A 20,792-nucleotide genomic window follows, 5' to 3' on the forward strand; every position below is an offset into this window, starting at 1 on the left:
ATGCACTCAGCTGTACTGCCGCACCCTCGCCACCAGCTCTTCCGCGCTGTCGATTCGGTCGGCAATGACAATCAGCGCCTTGCCGAGCGTAATGGCGTGGCGCAGGCATTCGTGGCGCATGGCGTCATCCGCAATGGTGTCGATATCCGCCACGTGAGAAAGCCCCACGCTTCGGCGAATCAACTCGGTGCCGCAGAAGCCAATGGCATCGTGCCAGACTTTTTTCAGAAACGCGGAGGCGTAGCCCGGTGCGCTCAGCGCCGCATCGCGCGTTTTCTCGTTTGCCAGCGCCTGGAAGCGTTCCGCGAAGGTGTTCCACAGTTCCTGAATATCGGTCAGGCGCTGCTCGCGTGCGGCAGCGGCATCGCGAATGCCCAGATGCCCCGGCAGGCCGCAGAAATTGAGCAGCAGGTTGCCGATGGCGGTGCCGAGGTCAAAGCCAATCGGCCCGAAATAGCCAAACTCGGCGTCGATGGCCTTCAGGCTGCCGTCCGCCACGAAGATCGACCCGCTGTGAATATCGCCGTGCAGGAGCGCTTCGGCGTGCGAGAAGAAGCGATGCTTCAGCGAGGCCACGGCAATCTTCAGCTGGGCGTCGTCGCGCAGGGCCGCTACGTCATTTTCCAGCTCGGCCGGGTAGCTGTTGCGCTCGTGGATCTGGTACGGATCGTTGAAGAACAGATCTTCGGTGATCTCGCACATCTCCGGGTTAATGAATTTCGCCACCTGTGCTTTTTTCTCGTGCGGGTGCAGGTAGAAATCGCTGGTGTGGAACAGCGCGTGCGCGAGGTATTCTCCCAGCTGGCGTGCGGCCTGAGGGTAGTGATTATTTTTAATCAGCTCGCCGCGCCAGATCAGATGGCTGGAGAGATCTTCCATCACCATTACCGCCAGTTCCGGGTCAAAGTGGTGGATTTTCACGGTGTGCTGCGGGCTGTGCTGGTAGTGCTCGACCAGGGTTTGTGCCTCCAGGCGGGCACGATCCAGCGTCAGCGGCCAGGACTCCCCGACGCAGCGCACGTAGGGCAGCGCCTGCTTAACGATGATGCGGCTCACGCCTGCGCTGTCGAAAATTTTGAACACCAGATTGAGGTTGCCGTCGCCGACCTCCTGCGCCTCCACCAGCGATGAAGGGTCATCAAGACCGCCAAACTGCCTGGCATACTCCACGGCGTCCTGGGCGGTAAAGGTACGGTATTGCGACATGGCCTGTTCCTCACGGGTTTGCTAATAAAGACATGTAGACGTCTATACATCTGGATTTCATCCTGACACAATGTGCTACAACAACGCAACAGGGAATTAACGACATGCAGACATTACAGACGACCAGCCTGCGGGTGACGGATAATCAGCTCTTTATTCTCGACCAGCAGGCCCTTCCGCAGGAGAAACGCTGGCTGGACGCCTCTACGGTAGAGGCGCTGGTGGGGCATATTCACGCCCTGCGGGTGCGCGGCGCGCCGCTGATTGGTCTCTCTGCAAGCCTGCTGCTGGCGCTGCTGGCGGAAAGCGGCAAAAGCCGCGACGAACTGACCGTGGCGCTGGATACCCTGCGCGCGTCGCGCCCCACGGCCGTGAACCTGATGAACAATCTCGACCGCATGAAGGTTGCGCTGTGGCAGGAGGATTATGTTCCGGCGCTGGTGGCGGAGGCGCTGCGCCTGATTGACGAAGATAAACAGCTCTGCGATGCGATTGCGAAAGCCGGTAGCGCGCTGGTAAAACCCGGTAGCCGTCTGCTGACCCACTGCAACACCGGCGGGCTGGCAACCGCGGGCGTCGGCACCGCGCTCGGCGTCATTGCTCGTGCGCATCAGGACGGTAACGTCAGCAGCGTCTGGGTCGATGAAACCCGTCCGCTGCTTCAGGGAGGCAGGCTGACCGCATGGGAACTTGGCGAACTGGGCGTGCCGTATCAGCTCATCACCGATTCCATGGCCGCCAGCCTGATGGCGAAAGGGCAGGTCGACGCCGTGTGGGTGGGCGCAGACCGTATTGCCGCCAACGGCGATGTGGCAAATAAAATTGGTACCTACTCTCTGGCGGTGCTGGCGAAATTCCACGGCATTCCGTTCTACGTCGCCGCGCCGCATACCACGCTCGACCCGGCCTGCCCGAACGGGGACGCGATCCCCATCGAGCAGCGTGCCGCCAGCGAAGTCACGGGCGTGGCAGGGAGCTTTGGCGCGGTGCAGTGGGCACCGGAAAATGCACGGGTCTATAACCCGGCCTTTGACGTTACGCCTGCCTCGCTGATTAGCGGCTGGGTACTGGATACGGGCGTGGTCACGCCGCAAGAGGTGGCGGAAGGGAAATTCGCCTGAGTCCGGCTATCCTTTAAGGGTTTCCCTTAAGAGGACAATATCGTGACGCTCGATCCTGAAACTGACTTAAAACTGGAGCGCGTGGTGGATGCCCCGCGCGACCTGCTGTGGCTATGCTGGACCACGCCGGAACACATCAAAAACTTCTTCATTCCTGCTCCCCATAAGGTGACCGAGTGCGATCTCGATCTCCGCGTGGGCGGGCGGTTCAACACCGTGTTTGAGGTGGACGGTCAGCGTATGGATAACCGCGGTGTCTTCCTGGAAATCGATCCCGGTAAAAAGCTGGTCTTTACCGACGGTTATACCGAAGGCTGGAAACCGGCCGAAAAGCCGTTTATGACGGCGATTTTATTGCTGGAAGACGTCGGGGAGGGGAAAACCCGCTATACGGCGATAGCGCGCCATCCGACGAAGGACATCCGCGAGCAGCATGAGCAGATGGGCTTCCACGAAGGGTGGGGCATTGTGCTGGATCAGCTGGTGGGGTATGTGAAGGGCTTAACGCGTAGTGCGCGCTGATGCCCTCACCCCAGCCCTCTCCCACAGGGAGAGGGAGAAAAGATTATGCCAGGCGCGGATACGCATCCGCGATCGCATCACCCGTAAACTGCGCCACCCAGCCTTCCGGGTTATCGAAAATACGAATCGCCGTAAAGTTCGGCTCTGAACCCATATCGAACCAGTGCGGCGTGCCCGCGGGCACGGAAATCAGGTCGTTTTTCTCGCAGAGCACCTGATACACCTCATCGCCAATGTGCAGGCAGAACAGCCCCGCGCCTTCTACGAAGAAGCGCACTTCGTCTTCGCCGTGGGTGTGTTCGTTCAGGAACTTCGCGCGCAGCGCCTCTTTCTGCGGGTTGTCGGCGCGCAGGCTGATCACGTCCCAACTCTGGTAACCTTTCTCCGCCACCAGTTTGTCGATCGCATGCTGATAGGCTTCGATCACGGCTTCGGGTGCAGGATCCTGTCCTAAATCGCGATCGGCTGCCCAACGTTCAAACCGCACCCCTTTAGCGTTGAGCTGCTGGGCGATCTCGGCGGCGTCGGTGCTGTGCCACTGGTGTTGGCTGGCGTCTTTATCGGAATAAATGGTCAGTGCGCTCATGAAGGGATTTGCTCCGGATTAATCTCGTCAAACTGGTGGACCTGATGGTGATGGCTTGCGCCGTCATCATCGCCGCGAATCAGCTGCAGGGTGCGAAAACCTGCCTGTTCAGCCGCATCCAGCTCCTGATGGATATCGGAGAGGAACAGGATCTGCGACGGGGCGATGCCCGTTTGCGCCGCAATGTTTTGATAAGACTGCACCTCGCGTTTGGCGCCGATGTGGGTATCAAAATAGCCGCTGAACAGATGAGTAATATCACCTTCATCGCTGTAGCCAAATAACAGTTTCTGCGCGGCGACGGAGCCCGAGGAATAAACATAGAGATCAATACCTTGCGCTTTCCATTTTTCCAGCGCAGGCAGTACGTCCGGATAGAGATGGCCGGTAAAGTCGCCGTTCACATAGCCGTCGTGCCAGATGATCCCCTGCAGGGCTTTGAGCGCCGTGGATTTGCGATCTTCGTCCATAAAGGCAAACAGGGCGTCGATAAGCTCGCTGACGCTGGCGTGTGGGCTACCGATTTCATCGCGCAGGTTGTCCAGAATGGATGTGACCGGCTCGGCGTACTGCTGCGTGGTGACGAAGGCCGCCAGCCGCTCACGCGCATAGGGGAACAAAACATCATGGACAAAACGGATATCGCTGGTGGTGCCTTCAATATCCGTCACAATTGCGCGAATCAAACTCTCTCCAGTTGTCGTAAACGCATTTCACATTCAAACAGGAATTCCAGTCCTTCCAGATGACGGCGGGCTTCGGCCACGTCGCGTCCCCAGCAGGTTAAGCCATGACCGCGCAGAAGAAAACCATAATTAAGCGGGCGTTCCTGCGCGTAATGGGCGATGCGCGAGGCGAGGGCATCGATGTCCTGGTCGTTATCAAATACCGGGATGGAAACCGTATCCAGATGCGTGGTCTGTCCGGTGAGGGATTTTTGCATCTCAAAGCCGCTAATATTCAGTTCAGCCTCTTTCACCAGGCGCGAGAGCACCGTGGCATTGACCGTGTGCACGTGCAGGACTGCATTGGCCTCCGGGAACAGGCGATAAATAAGGGTGTGTAGCCCCGTTTCGGCTGATGGCTTACGACCAGACGGTGCGCGGTTGGTGGCGATTTCAACCTGCAGAAAACCTTCCATCGTCAGGCTGCCTTTGTCTTTACCGGATTCGCTGAGCCAGCACAGGCGTTCGTCCTGCCGCACCGACATATTGCCGCCGGTGGCGGGAGCCCAGCCTTTGGCACCAATCCAGCGGCAGGCGTCGACTAAATGTGTGAGTTGCAGGTTGTCTGTCATTTCCTTTTACCCTCGCGGCCAGGAATATTCATATGGTTTAGACGTCTAAGCGTCTTGATTGCCAAAGACTAACATCGTGTTATAGTGGCAGCAACATAAGTATTACACGCAGGCACAACACAATGAGCAATAACGCATTGATTCCGCAGAGTAAACTCCCCAATCTCGGCACCACTATCTTTACGCAGATGAGCGCCCTGGCGCAGCAGCACAACGCCATTAACCTCTCGCAGGGGTTCCCGGATTTTGACGGCCCGCGCTATCTGCAGGAGCGTCTGGCGTACCACGTGGCGCAGGGGGCGAATCAGTATGCGCCGATGACCGGCGTGCAGGCGCTGCGGGATGCCATTGCAGACAAAACGGCTGAGTTGTATGGCTATAATCCCGATGCGAACAGCGAGATCACGGTGACGGCAGGGGCGACCGAAGCGCTGTATGCGGCGATTACCGCGCTGGTGCGTGCGGGCGATGAAGTCATTTGTTTTGATCCGAGCTACGACAGCTACGCGCCAGCCATCGAGCTTTCCGGTGGCGTGGTGAAACGCGTGGCGCTCCAGCCACCGCATTTCCGCCCTGACTGGCAGGCGTTTGCCGCGTTGCTGAGCGATAAAACCCGCCTGGTGATCCTGAATACGCCGCACAACCCGTCGGCGACGGTGTGGCAAAAGGCCGATTTCGCCGCGCTGTGGCAGGCCATTGCCGAACGTGAGATTTATGTTCTGAGCGACGAAGTGTACGAGCACATCTGCTTTGCAGAAGAGGGGCACGCCAGCGTGCTGGCCCATCCGCAGTTGCGCGAGCGCGCCGTCGCCGTGTCGTCATTTGGTAAGACCTATCATATGACCGGATGGAAAGTGGGCTATAGCGTTGCACCGGCTGCCATCAGCGCCGAGCTGCGTAAAGTGCACCAGTATCTGACCTTTGCGGTAAACACGCCCGCCCAGCTGGCGCTGGCGGATATGCTGCGCGCCGAGCCGGAGCACTATCGCGATCTGCCGGACTTCTATCGAAAACGCCGGGATCTGTTTGTGAACGCGCTGAGCAAAAGCCGTCTGGAGATTTTACCCTGCGAAGGGACCTACTTCCTGCTGGCCGACTACAGCGCGATTTCCGATCTGGACGACGTGAGCTTTTGCCAGTGGCTCACGAAAGAGGTGGGGGTGGCCGCTATTCCGCTGTCGGTGTTCTGCGCCGATCCCTTCCCGCACAGGCTGATTCGCCTTTGCTTTGCGAAACAGGAATCGACGCTGCTGGCGGCGGCAGAACGCCTTAACGCACTCTGATTATTTTACCGTCCAGGCTTCTGAGAAACGACGGTCTGCAAAGAGTTCCAGCAGGCCGTTAATTTGCTTGAGGCGCAACACCTCATCACTGTCCATACCGAGCTCTTTGCCAATTTTCTCCTCGTTCCAGCCAAGCAGAGCCAGTTCACGAACGATTTCTGCCATCGCGTTGATCTGGTGTCGCCCCCGCGCCCGGTTGTGGCGAATGGTCGCGGCCATTCGGTCGTGTTTATCCTGGCGCTCCCGGCGCAGACAGGTGACGGGAAGATACCCTTTCAGTTGTCGCTTTAGCGCAGCGCGGGTGCTGCCTATTTCATGGCGATGAAAACCGTCCACGATTTCGTAATGCTGCGGGTCATTTTCGGTCACAACGAGAGGTTGGGTGAAACCATCAAGTTCCAGCGATTTCGTGAGTAATCGTTTTTCCGGTGGGGCGACATTATTGGGGTTGTAATCATTGGCCGCAATGCGATCCTGTTTAACCCAGAGGACGCAGTCGACAGGCTGCTCGCGAAAAGGGCTATGCTGATGTATGGCCTGGCGAAATGCATTGATAGCGTTAATGCGATCCTCTTCCGGAAGGGACTGAAGGTACGTTTCGATCTCTGAGATTATTCTTTGTCGCATAAAATTCCCCACTCCTTGCGTTTTGCCTTCACTCTTTCACTGTAGCGCTGATAGTGTTTGGGTTTGTTAGGGCTGAAAGAGAGCGCCCGGCACCAGTAGTCGTTATTAAGTAAAACCTTACAAATTCGGCGCCAGGAGGGGATATCTTTCGAGCCAATGTCCCCTTCCTGCGTATCGGGAATATCGTCCATGCCCCGCTTTTGATACCAGTGCAGATACACCGCAATTTTGTTGCGGTAATGCTCTGCCGTCGTTTGCGGCATGCTGTCGAGCAGCAGCATGGCATACGCGTACCAGCTCAGGTGGTCGGGTTTCAGGATCTTCCTGTGGCCGTAGAAATGGTTATCGTGTCCGGCGTAAATTCCGCCGCTGCTCGCACCGCTGACGCGTTCACACATAACGGCCCAGCGTTCAGGCTCGACAACGTGATACAACCACAAACCCTGACGTTGTTCCGGGCCAAAGGGTTCGCAGATGCGCATATAGCGTGGTGGGACCCCTGCCTGAAACATGAGATTGTACAGAGGGTTATAGCACTCTCCCGTTTTGGCGAACCACGTCCAGATATCCGCGGTTTTCCAGTCGTAAAGCGGGTAGATGTACCACGCGTGCCCGCCCGGAGCGATGGTTGTCCAGGGTTTATCATCGGCGAAACGCTGTTTGCGGGCATTGGCGATGGTTAAAAAGCGGTTGTAGGATTCATCGGCGCGTATGCCCACCAGCATCGCGGCAGGGCGATGCTGTGCAAACCAGTCAGAAAACGCACGGACAAAGGCTTCAAACGTCATGCCCGGCTGGTAAAAATCGAAATAATCAGGGGCGGTTATCGCCTCTTCGGGCGGCTGGCGAACCCACGGTTTTCCCGGCTCCCAGCATCGCCACTCGGGCTGGTATTGCGACAGGGCGTTTTGCGTCGTGAGTGGCAGCGCGACCCACCAGTATTTTTCAATCACATCGGCATACTGATGGAGCATTCTATTCACATGCTCAATGGTGTAAGTGAACTGCACTTCCCAGTCGATAAAGAGCAGATGAATTTTCTTGCCCATTTTTCGAGCTTGTTGAGCCGTCAAATGCAGCATGATGGTCGAATCTTTCCCGCCTGAAAATGAAACACAAACCATCGGGAGATTCTCAAGCGTCCATGTGATGCGGTCTACCGCGGCCTCAAGGACATTTTGATTCAGAGGATGCTTATACATTGACAAGGTAAACGCCTCCCTGCAAATAAATACTGCATGCGTGTCAATAATAAAGAGAGAGTAATATTAGGTAAAAATAATGGCAGGTAAATGAAAAAGAGAAATGTTTTTATAATCTATAAACGTCAATTATATCTTAATAACGATGAATGGCCGTGAGAAACACAGCCATTCAAAGTTATTTTTCTGCGATTTGTTCCACAAAGGTCGCGAAAACCGAACTGTTTAATGCCGAGCGATTATAAATCATGTAAACGTCCAGGGGAGGAAGCGTAAACGGGACGTCTAATTTTTTGAGCCTGAGCACATCTCTGTATTTATTAAATAACGGTTCGGGTATGTAGCCCAGCAGATGGGATGCGCTGATCATGGTTATAATGGTAAAGACTGAGTCACAGCGAAAAGCAATAGTCCTTTCCATATGGACTTTCTCCACCAGTGACTGATAGTTTTTGACGCCCGCCTCATCGCTGAGGAAGACGGTAAACTTCTCTTCCTGCAACTCCTCCATTGTGACAACGTCTTTCATGCGCGGATGATCTTGGCTGCACACCAGAATCATAGGATAACTTGCATAGGGAACGCAGACCATTGAGCGGTTGTTGACCGGGGCCATAGAGAAGATAAGATCCGCTTTACGGTATGCCAGCAGACTCTCCGCGGAATCAGCAGCAAGCAACATGTCATGTAACTCAATTTCGTAATTATGCTCTCTCATCAATAGCTTAAGTGGGTTAAGCAGATTGTTGGTTGTCAGGATCTGGGCGCTGTAAACAACAAAATTCTTCTTAAGCGAGGAGCCATGCATGATGTTAATCGTCTGCTCAAGCTGATTGAGGTTTTGCTCAAGATGGTGGTGAAGATTAACCCCTACGGTGGTGGGCGTGATGCCTTTGCCAGAGCGAATAAAAAGCGGATCGTTGAGCTGATTACGCAACCTTTGCAGCGACTGACTTACCGCTGAGGGGGTGATATAAAGCGTTTCGGCTGCCTTACTAATACTGAGATGCTGATAGATACATTCGAAAATGACCAACAGATTAAGATCGAATTTTTTGAGGTCGTAGAGGTTTGCCATGTTTCGTCCTGAGGGTGCCGAGTTTGCTGTGGTTAGCACATCACTGATAACTATAGTTTGAAGTTAACCATTTACAATCCCTGTGGTTAACTCACTTAATTTTAAATTTAAGTTACCTTAATATATCACGCTATCAAATTAATGAAACAAAACTTCAGGGGTGGTTAAGATAATTTTATCTTTAAAGGTCGAGCGCATGAATTGAATGACAATTAATATTTATATATGGTGCGGGATTCATCACTGAATTGTATTTATAACATTCTGAGAACATGTTCGATCATACCTATCACAGCCATAGGCAGGACTATCTCTCTTATGGATTGCTCATTGCTCGCGTGAATGGTGTAATCAAAACGCTGTTACCGCCTTGATATAAAGGGTTGTAGAGCGCAACGCAACGCCAGCTTCGGCTGGCACTGAATGTACCTGCGGGGAATTCAGGTATCAGGGCCGCCCGTTGAGGCGGCCTTTTTACTTTCAGGCTCCCTTTAATAAGGTTCACCTTGCTGTCTTGTCGACGTTGTAAGGTTTGGCTGATTGATTTGATAAAGCATACGCATTAGCCCCGATGAAGAAAGTTGGTTACCTTACATCTCAACGAAAACACGGAGGAAGTACAGATGTCTTTGATTAACACTAAAATTAAACCTTTCAAAAACCAGGCGTTCAAAAACGGTGAATTCATCGAAGTTACCGAGAAAGATACCGAAGGCCGCTGGAGCGTCTTCTTCTTCTATCCGGCTGACTTCACCTTCGTTTGCCCGACCGAACTGGGTGACGTGGCTGACCATTACGACGAACTGCAGAAGCTGGGCGTAGACGTTTACTCTGTCTCTACCGATACCCACTTCACCCACAAAGCATGGCACGGCAGCTCTGAAACCATCGCGAAAATCAAATACGCGATGATCGGTGACCCGACTGGCGCCCTGACCCGTAACTTCGAAAATATGCGTGAAGATGAAGGCCTGGCCGACCGTGCGACCTTCGTTGTTGACCCGCAGGGCATTATCCAGGCTATCGAAGTTACCGCTGAAGGTATCGGCCGTGACGCATCTGACCTGCTGCGTAAAGTGAAAGCCGCTCAGTACGTGGCTTCTCACCCAGGCGAAGTGTGCCCGGCGAAATGGAAAGAAGGCGAAGCGACGCTGGCTCCATCTCTGGACCTGGTCGGTAAAATTTAAGCCCGTAACGCCCGACGGCGCTGCGCTTGCACGGGCCTACAGTATCGCAGGCCGGGTAAACGAAGTGCCACCCGGCAATCAATGGGCGCACCCGCGCCCATTTCATTCCAGCACCATGATGCAAGTTGCATTCAGGCCGCCCGTTAAAGGCAGCTTGCATGATGACGTTTTAAGAGAGGGAAGAACAATGCTCGACACAAACATGAAAACCCAGCTCAAGGCCTACCTTGAGAAACTGACCAAACCCGTTGAGTTGATTGCCACGCTGGACGACAGCGCGAAATCGGCAGAGATCAAGGAACTGCTGGTGGAGATCGCAGAGCTGTCACCGAAAGTGACGTTCAAGGAAGATAACGCGCTGGCCGTTCGTAAGCCTTCTTTCCTGATTACTAACCCGGGCTCTGACCAGGGGCCGCGCTTTGCCGGTTCTCCGCTGGGCCACGAATTTACTTCACTGGTACTGGCGCTGCTGTGGACCGGTGGTCATCCGTCGAAAGAAGCGCAGGCGCTGCTGGAGCAGATCCGCGATATCGACGGTGACTTTGAGTTTGAAACTTACTACTCGCTCTCCTGCCACAACTGCCCGGATGTGGTGCAGGCGCTGAACCTGATGTCGGTGCTGAACCCGCGCATCAAACACACGGCAATTGACGGTGGAACCTTCCAGAATGAAATCACCGATCGCAACGTGATGGGCGTTCCGGCGGTCTACATGAACGGTAAAGAGTTTGGCCAGGGCCGTATGACCCTGACGGAAATCGTGGCCAAAGTGGACACCGGCGCTGAAAAACGCGCGGCAGAAGAGCTGAATAAACGCGATGCCTACGACGTGCTGATCGTCGGTTCCGGCCCGGCGGGCGCAGCGGCGGCGGTGTACTCCGCGCGTAAAGGTATCCGTACCGGCCTGATGGGCGAACGCTTTGGTGGCCAGGTGCTGGATACCGTGGACATCGAAAACTATATCTCCGTGCCAAAAACGGAAGGTCAGAAACTGGCAGGCGCACTGAAAGCGCACGTCAGCGACTACGACGTGGACGTGATCGACAGCCAGAGCGCCAGCAAGCTGGTTCCGGCAGCGGTCGAGGGTGGTTTACACCAGATTGAAACCGCGTCCGGCGCGGTGCTGAAAGCGCGCAGCATCATCATTGCCACCGGCGCGAAATGGCGCAACATGAACGTGCCGGGTGAAGATCAGTATCGCACCAAAGGCGTGACCTATTGCCCGCACTGCGACGGCCCGTTGTTCAAAGGCAAGCGCGTGGCGGTGATCGGCGGCGGTAACTCCGGCGTGGAAGCGGCCATCGACCTGGCGGGTATTGTTGAACACGTGACCCTGCTGGAATTTGCACCAGAGATGAAGGCCGATCAGGTACTGCAGGACAAAGTGCGCAGCCTGAAAAACGTCGACATCGTGCTGAACGCGCAGACCACGGAAGTGAAGGGCGACGGCAGTAAAGTGACGGGGCTGGAATACCGCGACCGCGTAAGTGGCGATGTTCATAGCGTGGCGCTGTCAGGCATCTTCGTGCAGATTGGCCTGTTGCCAAACACTACCTGGCTGGAAGGCGCGATTGAGCGCAACCGTATGGGCGAAATCATCATTGATGCGAAGTGTGAAACCAGCGTGAAAGGCGTATTTGCCGCAGGCGACTGCACCACCGTGCCGTATAAGCAGATTATCATCGCCACCGGCGAAGGTGCGAAAGCGTCACTGAGTTCGTTTGATTACCTGATTCGCACCAAAACAGCATAATAAAAGAAAGTAAGACGACACCTGCAATAGCAAGAGGCCACCGAACGGTGGCCTCTGTTTTTTTACCGAACGACCATCACCGGAATGTGAGTGTGGCGGATCACGCTGGAGGCGTTAGAGGCCCAGCAGGTGAGTGGTGATCGACGGATTACGCGAGCCAATCACCACCACGTCGGCTTTCAACTCACCAGCCAGTTCGTTTACGGCATCACGCACGCTGCCAAAACGGACGTGGGTTTTGATGCGCGATGGGTCAATGCTGAAGTGCTCAACCATGGTTTGCAGTCGGGTTTCGGCTTCGTGCTGAAGGTGCTCTTCGAAGCGGCGCACGTCGGCGGCAAAGCGGTGCAGGCTCAGGCTGGCCGAACCCGGTAATACATGAAGAAGATGAATAATGCCGTCCTGCTGCGCAAGGAACTCCGCGTGGCGAACGGCCTTGTCGCTCAACTCCATCTCAAAAACATCAACCGGCATAATGATTGTCTGATACATACCCGTTTCTCCTTGTTTATAAACGCTGAATTCATTCAAACATAAAATATTATCGCTTTCTGTAATCTGAACAGCACTTTTCTATTCCGCCAGGATAAATCTCAAAACAGCCTGATTTCAGGGCTGACCTTCAGAGGACGCTACCCTTTTAGAAGCTTACTCACATCCTTTCGGAGGTCGCATGAAAGCACTCACATACCACGGTCCACACCATGTTCGCGTGGATAATGTTCCCGATCCCGTCATTGAACAACCTGACGATATCATCCTGCGCGTTACGGCGACGGCGATTTGTGGATCCGATCTGCATCTCTACCGCGGTAAGATCCCGAAGGTCGAGCATGGCGACATTTTTGGTCATGAGTTTATGGGTGAAGTGGTCGAAACCGGCAGGGATGTGAAGAACGTGCAGAAGGGCGAGCGGGTCGTGATCCCCTTCGTGATTGCCTGTGGCGACTGCTTTTTTTGCCGTCTGCAACAGTATGCGGCCTGCGAGAAAACCAACGCCGGGCAGGGCGCGGCGCTGAACAAAAAGCAAATTCCTGCCCCTGCCGCACTGTTTGGTTACAGCCACCTTTACGGCGGGGTACCGGGAGGACAGGCGGAATACGTTCGCGTGCCGAAAGGCAACGTCGGACCGTTCAAGGTGCCGCAACTGCTGTCAGATGACAAAGCGTTGTTCCTCTCAGATATTTTGCCCACAGCCTGGCAGGCCGCAAAAAACGCGCAGATTACAAAAGGCTCGAGCGTGGCCGTTTTCGGCGCGGGGCCAGTCGGTTTGCTGACCATCGCCTGCGCAAGGCTGTTAGGGGCTGAAAAGATCTTTGTCATTGACCATCATCCGTACCGGCTTCAGTTTGCTCAGGAACGTTACGGTGCCATTCCCATTAACTTTGACGATGATAACGACGCGGCGGAAAAAATCATTGAGCAAACGGCGGGGCAGCGCGGCGTGGATGCAGTGATTGACGCGGTCGGGTTTGAAGCCAAGGGCAGTACCACGGAAACCCTCCTCAGTAATCTCAAGATTGAAGGAAGCAGTGGCAAAGCGCTACGCCAGTGTATCGCGGCCGTACGACGCGGTGGGGTGGTAAGCGTGCCGGGCGTCTATGCCGGGTTTATCCATGGGTTCTTATTTGGTGACGCATTTGATAAAGGGATCAGCTTTAAGATGGGGCAGACGCACGTTCATGCCTGGCTGGGCGAATTGCTGCCGCTGATTGAAAAAGGGCTGCTGACGCCGGAGGAGATCGTCACACATTATTTGCCTCTGGCCGACGCTGAACGTGCGTATAAGATTTTTGAGAAACGGGAAGAGGCATGTCGCAAAGTCATTCTGGTTCCCGGCGCGGAAAGCCCCGAGGCGGCAGAGCAGCAGGTTAAGGGGTTGGTTAACGCGTTCCCCGGCGGGGTAGTGTGAACGTAGTCGTTTACCAGTGGCGCTCAAGATAAAGCACGGCCATGACGATAATCGCCATAAAAATGAGAAAAATAAGTGTGATAGCCAGTATCTCACTCATAACCGTCCCCGCGGCAACAAAACAGATTAAGCGTGGATTAAGGTGATTTTGAGCGATATAGGACAATCGGGTGAAATGACGAAAAGAGGATGCAAGAGCATCCTCTTTGCAGGGCAGGAAACGCGGGATTAACGAAGGTAATCGCCTGCGGCTTCTGGCTGGTAGAGCAGCTCAAGCACTTCCAGATGCGTCGACGCGCCACCCGGTAGTTCCCAGTGAATGGTATCACCTGTGCGCAACCCAAGCAGGGCCGCACCCACAGGTGCCAGTACGGAAAGCTGCGTGCTGCTGTCGGTCATTTGCGTCGGATAGACCAGCGTGCGGGTCAACTCTTCGCCCGTTGTCAGGTTACGAAATTTCACCTGGCTGTTCATGGTAACCACATCCTGAGGCATGGTCTCAGGCGTGCACATCTGCGCCCGGTCAAGCTCCTCGTTCAGTGCATCGGCTACCGGGAGAGAAGCGAATTCGGGTTTCTCCAGAAGACGGTCAATACGTTCTGCGTCGAGCTCATTAATGATAATTGTGGGTCTGGACATTTTTTACTCCATGTCGTTAATACTGCGTGTAACGCAGAAACCAATCCAAAAGAAAACCCTCGCCGTCTGGCAGCGAGGGTTTAACTCTCCCGATGATACTGGCTGAGCGTGCAAGTTTGAAGTGATGAAGGTCACATTCACGGCCCATATGAATTTTCGCTGAAATTTATTCAGTCTTCATTCCGGGCGGAATACGTTACGCTGAGTCTTTTGAACCTGGGCGTTGCGCGCCCCCAACGAGAGAGAACTATGTACTTCTACCAACCGTCTCAGGGTCACGGCCTGCCGCACGATCCGCTGAACGCCATTATTGGCCCGCGCCCGATTGGCTGGATCTCGTCCTGCGACACGAACGGCATGCTTAATCTCGCGCCGTATAGCTTCTTTAACTGTTTTAACTATCGGCCACCGATCATTGGTTTTTCCAGCAACGGCTGGAAAGACAGCGTGCGCAATATTCATGAAACGGGCGAGTTTGTCTGGAACCTGGCCACGCGCGATCTGGCTGCTGCGATGAACAAAACCTCGGCCATGCTCCCCCATGATGAAGATGAGTTTACCTTTGCCGGACTCACGCCCGTCGCCAGCCAGTTGGTGAAAGCGCCGCGCGTGGCAGAAAGCCCGGTGAATTTTGAGTGCCGCCTGTCGCAGTGCATCCAGCTGACCGGCGCAGACGGTACGCCAGTGGACACCTGGCTGGTATTGGGAGAAGTGGTCGGTATTCATATTGCTGATACGCTGCTGGAAGAGGGGATTTATCAGACCGCAAAAGCGCAGCCCATCCTGCGTGCGGGTGGGCCGACGGCGTATTACGGCATCAGCGATGAACACCGGTTCGATATGGTGCGTCCGGGCGCGGGTCAATAACCTGCTTTATCAATAACGAACTGTTTGCCGCAGTTGCCTGGATGTGGTTGCGGCGCAAAAGAGGCCGGCGAGAGAGGGGCATTAATGGTGTCGGCTTTCAGGGAGATCTGCATCTCGGTCAGATAAGCCGGATTGCCGTTACAGGTAAGCTTAATGGCTTTGACGTTCTGTTTGCCCCAGCTTTTGGGCGACGGCATTATCAAAGTCACGGCGGCTGACGGTCTTGCCGTAGTTGTCCGCCAGAAATTTACCGACTGCGCTGGTTTTAACATCCTGATTTAAACGCACCATGGTGCCGAAGTAAGCGTCGGGATCAAAACCAAAGCAGACGCCGTGTTTGGCATATTCGTAACGTTCCAGGCAGGCGTTCCCGCCCGCACCGGGCATCACGCTGTTAAGCTTTGCGGCGCCTGAAAGTGACAGCCCGGTTTCTGCGGCAGAACATTTACGGCTTGCTTTTGCTTCAGGCATGTTCGGGACGGGGCGGGTGGCGCAGCCAAAGCGCATCCAGCGGCGTTCATCTACCCCGCGTGACGCGATGGATTTTGGCAGGCCAGGCCATAAGCCGTGCACGGTCAGGAAATCAGTTTTGCTGGCGCTCTCTTTTTGCAGGCGACATTCATCGGGTTCATTGCGATTGCGTTCGACCATGCTCTGACAGAATCCGGTTTGCCAGGAAAGCGCCAGAACGTAGCGATCGAAATCGCCATATTGCGTTGCCTTGAGGGGTTCTGCTTGTGCGGAGAGGACACAAAGGGCAAGCGCCATAGCGCCAGATGGGATAGCGATATCCTTACTGAACATTTGATTTCCTGATCGATTGAGTGCAATTAATTTCTGGAAATTATTAAAGCACAAAAAGCGCCCGCAGGCGCTTTTTGGTTATCAGGAATTTCGCTTAGGCGGCGCCGGGAACCAGCACTTCAGTGGCGATGATCACGATGATCAGGCCAACCACCACGGGTACTGACGTCCGTTTCACTACCTCAAACGGCGAGATTTTTGCCATACCGGCGACGCCAACCACCACACCCGATACGGGAGAGATGGTACGGCCCAGGTTTGAGGCCTGAAGCATCGGGATAGAAAGGTAAGCCGGGTTAATGCCAGAGGAGTGAGCCAGTTTCGGGATCATCTCAACGAAGGCATAAAACGGTGCGTTACCGGAACCCGTGGTCATTGCCGCCAACATGGTGAGGATCACCAGGACCAGCATCAGGATAATGCTGGCAGAGCCGAACGAGGTGGCGATGGAGATCAGGCTCTGAATAAAGCCGATGGTGCTGAGACCCTGGGCAAACACGCCCGCGGCAACCAGCAGCATCACGACGCCAGCAAATGCATCCGCCATCCCGCGATAGGCCACTTCCAGTCCTGAGAACACCTTCTGAGTGTTGAAGCCGCGCACAAATTCCAGCAAGGCTGCCAGCAGCATACAGATCACCAGAATGGTGATGATGTGCAGCTGTGGACCCCATTTGCCGTCAAAAATCAGTACCCCGATAATCGGGGTGAACGGCAGAATGGCGTAAAACGCGGGCGCAGTGGTGGTGATTTCACTCACGTCCAGCATTTCATGGCTGATGTTCTCTTTCTTATCGAGATAGCGCTGCCAGAAGAAGTGGGCGATGCCCATACCCACGATGGCAACAATGGAGATGGGCAGCGTGGTTTTAAAGGCGAAATCGATGAGTGACATCTCCGCCGCCTTTGCCGCCAGCACAACGTCGCCGGAGGTTGGGGAGAGAATAATGGCTGCAGGAGAGGCACAAATTGCCGCGGCCGCGCCACGGCTGATACCGACGTTGACCATAACCGGGAACAGCGTTGCCATTAACAGTACGCCAAGGCCGGTTGCTGACGACACCGCAAGGGACATCAGGCAGGCGAGGAAATAGGCCGCGACCATGAGCAAATAGGGGGAGTTGATGTACTGCAGTGGTTTCGACGCCAGTTTGACCACCATATCGTTTGCGCCGATATGGGTCATATAGGCGGCAAAACCGCACAGCATCATAATCATCATGCCCAGGTCGCCACCGCGGCTCATGAGCAGAATTTTTATATATTCAACAATGTCGGTGGCCGTGTAGCCGGTGCTGGCTGCGCTGGCAGGTAACACCTGATGACCCATTAGCGCGCTAACAATCAGCAGGGTTAAGCCGCCGACAAATAACACGCCTGTGGCTGAGTACCCTTTAATGATGTAGCGGGCTACACCGACAATGACGACGACTCCGATAAGGAGTTCGATAAACGTAAGCATGATTTCCCCTGTCTCCTTGCTACCCGAGAGCACAAATAATCAATAAAAAAGAAGGATGAGAATGTGCCGAATTATTGCTCAGTCCTTGCTGATTAAAATCAATAAAAAGACTACTAAAGAAGGCATTGACGCTATTTTTGCCATCACTCCGGCATTTATGTCATATGGGTATTGACCACCGGATACACCATTATATGTCATTTAGGGCACGGCAGGTCGGGAACGTGCGGGGCGCTGAAGCCTGTCTCTTCTGTGCACCTGGCAGCCTTTTGCTATAAGCCATATGATGCGTGTGGCTCAAAATCATTTTTTCTTCTCCGGGTATATTATTATTTTGGCGCAACGGATAAATATTTATTACATGACAAATAAATTGAAAAAGAATTTATGGGTTCTTCTGGGGGGTGTTTTATTATGCGGAATGATTTTTTTAATATATCGCCACTGGCCTTCAGGTTCTGTGGCTGAATATAGTTGTGATAAAGTAGAAGTGATACGAATATGTACCAAGGTGAGAACGGATGGCGGGCTTACTGACGTGTGCTGAGTGCGGCGGCAGAGCCCGGCAGGGCTGGAGTGCATCTTCTCATCCTCTTTCTAAGAATATTCTCGGATTTAGGGCCATTAATTAGGAATAACGCTGATGTTGTTAAGGATTCATTCAACTATTCTATGGTAAACTTTGCCTTGAATACTAAGAATGGTAATTGCATTGTGATGGTACGTAATAAATTTTTCCTGATTTTATTGTTTATTTTTGGGCAGTTAACTTTCTCTTCTGTCGCCAGGGCAGAGGATAACGCGGCGGATAAAGGTTGGTTCTCAACGTTTACGGATAACGTCGCGCAAACCTGGAAGGAGCCAGAACATTACGATCTCTATATTCCGGCGATAACGTGGCATGCACGTTTTGCCTATGACAAAGAAAAAACGGACCGCTACAACGAACGTCCCTGGGGAGCGGGTTTTGGTCAGTCCCGTTGGGACGACAAAGGAAACTGGCACGGACTGTACCTGATGGCGTTTAAGGACTCCTACAACAAGTGGGAGCCGATTGGCGGTTATGGCTGGGAGAAAACGTGGCGTCCATTAGCGGATGAGAACTTCCATCTTGGCCTAGGCTACACGGCAGGCTTTACGGCGCGTGATAACTGGAAGTACATTCCGGTCCCGGTCTTGCTGCCGTTGGCATCCATTGGCTATGGTCCCGCGACGTTCCAGATGACCTACATCCCGGGAACCTATAACAACGGAAACGTTTACTTTGCCTGGATGCGTTTTCAGTTTTAACTGACAAAACGTTACAAACTGGCGAAAAAGTGCACTCTCGTTGAATCGTAAAGGATAAAAATCCGTCAACGAAAATTAACGCGACTTTTGTCACTTTTTAGCAAAGATCCGCTGGACAAAAGGTTCCACAATTGATGTACTGATACCCGACACAGCACTTGTGTCGTTTTTTAATGTAAAGGTAATTTTGATGTCTAAGATTAAAGGTAACGTTAAGTGGTTTAATGAGTCCAAAGGATTCGGTTTCATTACTCCTGAAGATGGCAGCAAAGATGTGTTCGTACACTTCTCTGCAATCCAGTCTAATGGTTTCAAAACCCTGGCTGAAGGTCAGCGTGTTGAGTTTGAAATCACTAACGGTGCCAAAGGCCCTTCTGCTGCTAACGTAATCGCTCTGTAATTCAGACGCGTCAGCAAGAATTTCAAAACCCGCTATTTGAGCGGGTTTTTTTCGTTCTGAATCAACCAATCAGATACATTTTCAGGAAGCTGGCGACGATTGCCACGCTCAGCAAAACCATTCCTGCGCTCATCAACTGTTCTTTCATACTGTCACCCTCGCTCCGTATTACGTCCAGAGTGACAGAGAAAAATTAAGCCAACATTAACGTCGGGCGATTAATGCGCGCTGGCGGAAGAAAAGAGCCAAAATGCGATCCCGGTCATCGCAAATGAACCGAGCATATTGATGGCGATGTTCGTTAATGCCCAGCCAATGCGACCTTCCTGAAACAGGAACACCACTTCAGCAGAGAAGGTGGAGAACGTCGTTAAACCGCCACAGAAGCCGGTGGTAATCAATACCTTCCACACCGGGTCGATATGTGTCATGCGGTTAAACCAGGCTAGCCCCATGCCGATAATAAAGGCACCAATCAGGTTTGCTGCCAGGGTTCCCATGGGAATGGCCTGATGAAGAGGGTTAAACCGCATACTCAAAAACCACCGCGCAACGCTACCCGTGCCTCCGCCAATAAAAACGGCTATAAGTAGTTGTAACCCTGTCAATACCTGCTATTGGATGTGTAAGTACGTCGAGTGTAACGCTGTTTTTGACCGGGGGACAAATATGTATGTTGCGGTAGGGCAGTTTGCGGTAACGCCGGACTGGAATGAGAATGCGGGAACATGCGTCTCCCTGATGGCCCAGGCGCGACAGAAGGGGGCATCCTTGCTGGTGCTTCCCGAAGCGCTGCTGGCACGGGATGATAACGATCCTGATATGTCGGTTAAGTCGGCGCAGTCGCTGGACGGGGCGTTTTTACAGCAGCTGCTGGCAGAGAGCGCTGGCAATCTCATGACGACCATTTTTACGGTGCATGTACCTTCTGCTCCGGGCAGGGCAGTGAATACGCTTGTGGCTATCCGTGGCGGCGAGATTATTGCACGCTACGCTAAGCTTCATCTCTATGATGCGTTCAACATTCAGGAGTCGCGACTTGTCGATCCCGGCGACAGCGTTTCACCCCTGCTGGAGGTCGATGGATTTAACGTGGGATTAATGACCTGCTACGATCTGCGTTTTCCAGAAATGGCACTGAATCTGGCTTTACAGGGTGCCGACGTCCTGGTATTGCCAGCGGCCTGGGTTAAAGGGCCCCTAAAAGAGCACCACTGGGCGACGCTGTTAGCCGCAAGGGCGCTTGATACCACCTGCTACGTGGTCGCTTCAGGAGAGTGTGGGAATAAGAATATTGGGCAGAGCAGGGTTATCGATCCGTTGGGTGTGACCATCGCCTCAGCAGCCGAAACGCCAGCGCTTTTAATGACTGAGATATTATCAGAGAGAATTGCGCTTGCACGTCGGCAGTTACCCGTTCTTCGCAATCGACGGTTTGCGCCACCGCAATTATTGTGATGTTTTTTTCAACAATGCTTGATTCACCTTGTTACAGATTGCTATTGTGTGCGCGCGTCAAATGTCCGTTAATACGATCGGGTTTTTGGCGCTTAATG

The 20,792-nt window shown here is 53.7% G+C and carries 21 protein-coding genes and 2 pseudogenes; 10 read left to right on the top strand and 13 right to left on the bottom strand.

Annotated features, from left to right (window positions below; translation table 11 throughout):
- Positions 1-6: 6 nt before the first annotated feature.
- The gene (mtnK, locus tag ENTMO_RS0106870) at positions 7-1,206 is read right to left on the bottom strand and encodes an S-methyl-5-thioribose kinase (protein WP_010428469.1); all 1,200 of its coding nucleotides are present in this window, start codon (positions 1,204-1,206) and stop codon (positions 7-9) included.
- A gap of 104 nt (positions 1,207-1,310) precedes the next feature.
- On the opposite strand from mtnK, the gene mtnA reads away from it, so the two are divergent.
- Positions 1,311-2,327, top strand: coding sequence for an S-methyl-5-thioribose-1-phosphate isomerase (gene mtnA / locus ENTMO_RS0106875; protein WP_010428471.1), 1,017 nt, complete (start codon positions 1,311-1,313; stop codon positions 2,325-2,327).
- A gap of 42 nt (positions 2,328-2,369) precedes the next feature.
- The gene (locus tag ENTMO_RS0106880) at positions 2,370-2,849 is read left to right on the top strand and encodes an SRPBCC family protein (RefSeq protein ID WP_010428473.1); all 480 of its coding nucleotides are present in this window, start codon (positions 2,370-2,372) and stop codon (positions 2,847-2,849) included.
- 43 nt (positions 2,850-2,892) lie between these two features.
- On the opposite strand, the gene ENTMO_RS0106885 is transcribed toward ENTMO_RS0106880, so the two are convergent.
- Genes ENTMO_RS0106885 through ENTMO_RS0106895 form a run of 3 tightly spaced genes read right to left on the bottom strand, consistent with a single transcriptional unit; the run spans position 2,893 to position 4,732 of the window.
- Positions 2,893-3,435, bottom strand: a complete 543-nt coding sequence (locus tag ENTMO_RS0106885) for a 1,2-dihydroxy-3-keto-5-methylthiopentene dioxygenase (protein ID WP_010428475.1) — start codon at positions 3,433-3,435, stop codon at positions 2,893-2,895.
- Positions 3,432-4,121, bottom strand: a complete 690-nt coding sequence (mtnC, locus tag ENTMO_RS0106890) for an acireductone synthase (RefSeq protein WP_010428478.1) — start codon at positions 4,119-4,121, stop codon at positions 3,432-3,434. The genes ENTMO_RS0106885 and mtnC overlap by 4 nt, the downstream gene beginning before the upstream one ends.
- On the bottom strand, positions 4,118-4,732 hold the full coding sequence (locus tag ENTMO_RS0106895) for a methylthioribulose 1-phosphate dehydratase (protein ID WP_010428480.1): 615 nt from the start codon (positions 4,730-4,732) through the stop codon (positions 4,118-4,120). Before ENTMO_RS0106895 ends, mtnC begins: the two co-directional genes overlap by 4 nt.
- Positions 4,733-4,854: 122 nt before the next feature.
- On the opposite strand from ENTMO_RS0106895, the gene ENTMO_RS0106900 reads away from it, so the two are divergent.
- Entirely contained in the window at positions 4,855-6,015 is a 1,161-nt protein-coding gene (locus ENTMO_RS0106900) for a pyridoxal phosphate-dependent aminotransferase (RefSeq protein WP_010428483.1), read from the top strand.
- Here the strand turns inward: ENTMO_RS0106900 and ENTMO_RS0106905 are convergent, their stop codons facing one another.
- The 3 genes from ENTMO_RS0106905 to citR all read right to left on the bottom strand — a co-directional run bounded on the left by ENTMO_RS0106905 (position 6,016) and on the right by citR (position 8,922).
- Positions 6,016-6,642, bottom strand: coding sequence for an IbrB-like domain-containing protein (locus tag ENTMO_RS0106905; protein ID WP_010428486.1), 627 nt, complete (start codon positions 6,640-6,642; stop codon positions 6,016-6,018).
- Entirely contained in the window at positions 6,627-7,850 is a 1,224-nt protein-coding gene (locus ENTMO_RS0106910) for a phosphoadenosine phosphosulfate reductase (RefSeq protein ID WP_010428489.1), read from the bottom strand. The genes ENTMO_RS0106905 and ENTMO_RS0106910 overlap by 16 nt, the downstream gene beginning before the upstream one ends.
- Before the next feature lie 172 nt (positions 7,851-8,022).
- Positions 8,023-8,922 carry a DNA-binding transcriptional repressor CitR gene (gene citR, locus ENTMO_RS0106915; protein ID WP_010428491.1) on the bottom strand — a complete coding sequence of 300 codons (900 nt, stop codon included), beginning with the start codon at positions 8,920-8,922 and terminating at the stop codon, positions 8,023-8,025.
- A 623-nt stretch (positions 8,923-9,545) separates the two neighbouring features.
- Here citR and ahpC point away from each other — a divergent pair.
- A complete protein-coding gene (gene ahpC, locus ENTMO_RS0106920; protein ID WP_010428492.1) occupies positions 9,546-10,109 on the top strand; it encodes an alkyl hydroperoxide reductase subunit C in 564 nt (187 codons plus the stop codon).
- Positions 10,110-10,296: 187 nt separating this feature from the next.
- Positions 10,297-11,862 (top strand): alkyl hydroperoxide reductase subunit F, encoded by a 1,566-nt coding sequence (ahpF, locus tag ENTMO_RS0106925; RefSeq protein WP_010428494.1) that lies wholly within the window; start codon positions 10,297-10,299, stop codon positions 11,860-11,862.
- Positions 11,863-11,924: 62 nt separating this feature from the next.
- Here ahpF and uspG read toward each other — a convergent pair.
- Positions 11,925-12,354: pseudogene (gene uspG / locus ENTMO_RS23920) on the bottom strand (universal stress protein UspG).
- A gap of 181 nt (positions 12,355-12,535) precedes the next feature.
- Here uspG and ENTMO_RS0106935 point away from each other — a divergent pair.
- The gene (locus ENTMO_RS0106935) at positions 12,536-13,774 is read left to right on the top strand and encodes a zinc-dependent alcohol dehydrogenase (RefSeq protein WP_010428499.1); all 1,239 of its coding nucleotides are present in this window, start codon (positions 12,536-12,538) and stop codon (positions 13,772-13,774) included.
- 10 nt (positions 13,775-13,784) lie between these two features.
- Here ENTMO_RS0106935 and yldA read toward each other — a convergent pair whose 3' ends face one another.
- Complete coding sequence (gene yldA, locus ENTMO_RS26825; RefSeq protein ID WP_272941838.1) at positions 13,785-13,874, bottom strand: small membrane protein YldA; 90 nt, start codon at positions 13,872-13,874, stop codon at positions 13,785-13,787.
- A 128-nt stretch (positions 13,875-14,002) separates the two neighbouring features.
- On the bottom strand, positions 14,003-14,413 hold the full coding sequence (gene rnk, locus ENTMO_RS0106945; RefSeq protein WP_010428502.1) for a nucleoside diphosphate kinase regulator: 411 nt from the start codon (positions 14,411-14,413) through the stop codon (positions 14,003-14,005).
- A gap of 249 nt (positions 14,414-14,662) precedes the next feature.
- Here rnk and ENTMO_RS0106950 point away from each other — a divergent pair, with 249 nt between their 5' ends.
- On the top strand, positions 14,663-15,280 hold the full coding sequence (locus tag ENTMO_RS0106950; RefSeq protein WP_010428506.1) for a flavin reductase family protein: 618 nt from the start codon (positions 14,663-14,665) through the stop codon (positions 15,278-15,280).
- Here the strand turns inward: ENTMO_RS0106950 and rna are convergent.
- Positions 15,274-16,084 (bottom strand): annotated as a pseudogene (rna, locus tag ENTMO_RS23925) (ribonuclease I). The gene ENTMO_RS0106950 and the pseudogene rna sit on opposite strands and share 7 nt — an antisense overlap.
- Before the next feature lie 94 nt (positions 16,085-16,178).
- Positions 16,179-17,546 (bottom strand): anaerobic C4-dicarboxylate transporter DcuC, encoded by a 1,368-nt coding sequence (gene dcuC, locus ENTMO_RS0106960; protein ID WP_010428514.1) that lies wholly within the window; start codon positions 17,544-17,546, stop codon positions 16,179-16,181.
- Between the two features lie 672 nt (positions 17,547-18,218).
- On the opposite strand from dcuC, the gene pagP reads away from it, so the two are divergent.
- Both pagP and cspE read left to right on the top strand, forming a co-directional pair.
- A complete protein-coding gene (gene pagP / locus ENTMO_RS0106970; protein ID WP_010428517.1) occupies positions 18,219-18,836 on the top strand; it encodes a lipid IV(A) palmitoyltransferase PagP in 618 nt (205 codons plus the stop codon).
- 190 nt (positions 18,837-19,026) lie between these two features.
- Positions 19,027-19,236: a transcription antiterminator/RNA stability regulator CspE gene (cspE, locus tag ENTMO_RS0106975; protein WP_002439184.1), complete on the top strand. Its 210-nt coding sequence runs from the start codon at positions 19,027-19,029 to the stop codon at positions 19,234-19,236.
- Between the two features lie 218 nt (positions 19,237-19,454).
- Here cspE and crcB read toward each other — a convergent pair whose 3' ends face one another.
- Entirely contained in the window at positions 19,455-19,844 is a 390-nt protein-coding gene (gene crcB / locus ENTMO_RS0106985; RefSeq protein WP_029485003.1) for a fluoride efflux transporter CrcB, read from the bottom strand.
- Between the two features lie 61 nt (positions 19,845-19,905).
- Between crcB and ENTMO_RS0106990 the strand changes: the two genes are divergently transcribed.
- Positions 19,906-20,694, top strand: a complete 789-nt coding sequence (locus ENTMO_RS0106990) for a deaminated glutathione amidase (RefSeq protein ID WP_010428564.1) — start codon at positions 19,906-19,908, stop codon at positions 20,692-20,694.
- Positions 20,695-20,792: the final 98 nt, after the last annotated feature.

Source organism: Enterobacter mori LMG 25706 (assembly GCF_000211415.1).
Lineage (GTDB): Bacteria > Pseudomonadota > Gammaproteobacteria > Enterobacterales > Enterobacteriaceae > Enterobacter > Enterobacter mori.

What these genes read in the sequence shown, in the direction of transcription:
- mtnK (WP_010428469.1), bottom strand. Translation starts at nt 1,206, where the DNA reads ATGTCGCAATACCGTACCTTTACCGCCCAGGACGCCGTGGAGTATGCC.
- mtnA (WP_010428471.1), top strand. Translation starts at nt 1,311, where the DNA reads ATGCAGACATTACAGACGACCAGCCTGCGGGTGACGGATAATCAGCTC.
- ENTMO_RS0106885 (WP_010428475.1), bottom strand. Translation starts at nt 3,435, where the DNA reads ATGAGCGCACTGACCATTTATTCCGATAAAGACGCCAGCCAACACCAG.
- ENTMO_RS0106895 (WP_010428480.1), bottom strand. Translation starts at nt 4,732, where the DNA reads ATGACAGACAACCTGCAACTCACACATTTAGTCGACGCCTGCCGCTGG.
- ENTMO_RS0106900 (WP_010428483.1), top strand. Translation starts at nt 4,855, where the DNA reads ATGAGCAATAACGCATTGATTCCGCAGAGTAAACTCCCCAATCTCGGC.
- ENTMO_RS0106905 (WP_010428486.1), bottom strand. Translation starts at nt 6,642, where the DNA reads ATGCGACAAAGAATAATCTCAGAGATCGAAACGTACCTTCAGTCCCTT.
- citR (WP_010428491.1), bottom strand. Translation starts at nt 8,922, where the DNA reads ATGGCAAACCTCTACGACCTCAAAAAATTCGATCTTAATCTGTTGGTC.
- ahpC (WP_010428492.1), top strand. Translation starts at nt 9,546, where the DNA reads ATGTCTTTGATTAACACTAAAATTAAACCTTTCAAAAACCAGGCGTTC.
- ahpF (WP_010428494.1), top strand. Translation starts at nt 10,297, where the DNA reads ATGCTCGACACAAACATGAAAACCCAGCTCAAGGCCTACCTTGAGAAA.
- ENTMO_RS0106935 (WP_010428499.1), top strand. Translation starts at nt 12,536, where the DNA reads ATGAAAGCACTCACATACCACGGTCCACACCATGTTCGCGTGGATAAT.
- yldA (WP_272941838.1), bottom strand. Translation starts at nt 13,874, where the DNA reads ATGAGTGAGATACTGGCTATCACACTTATTTTTCTCATTTTTATGGCG.
- rnk (WP_010428502.1), bottom strand. Translation starts at nt 14,413, where the DNA reads ATGTCCAGACCCACAATTATCATTAATGAGCTCGACGCAGAACGTATT.
- ENTMO_RS0106950 (WP_010428506.1), top strand. Translation starts at nt 14,663, where the DNA reads ATGTACTTCTACCAACCGTCTCAGGGTCACGGCCTGCCGCACGATCCG.
- dcuC (WP_010428514.1), bottom strand. Translation starts at nt 17,546, where the DNA reads ATGCTTACGTTTATCGAACTCCTTATCGGAGTCGTCGTCATTGTCGGT.
- pagP (WP_010428517.1), top strand. Translation starts at nt 18,219, where the DNA reads ATGGTAAACTTTGCCTTGAATACTAAGAATGGTAATTGCATTGTGATG.
- cspE (WP_002439184.1), top strand. Translation starts at nt 19,027, where the DNA reads ATGTCTAAGATTAAAGGTAACGTTAAGTGGTTTAATGAGTCCAAAGGA.
- ENTMO_RS0106990 (WP_010428564.1), top strand. Translation starts at nt 19,906, where the DNA reads ATGTATGTTGCGGTAGGGCAGTTTGCGGTAACGCCGGACTGGAATGAG.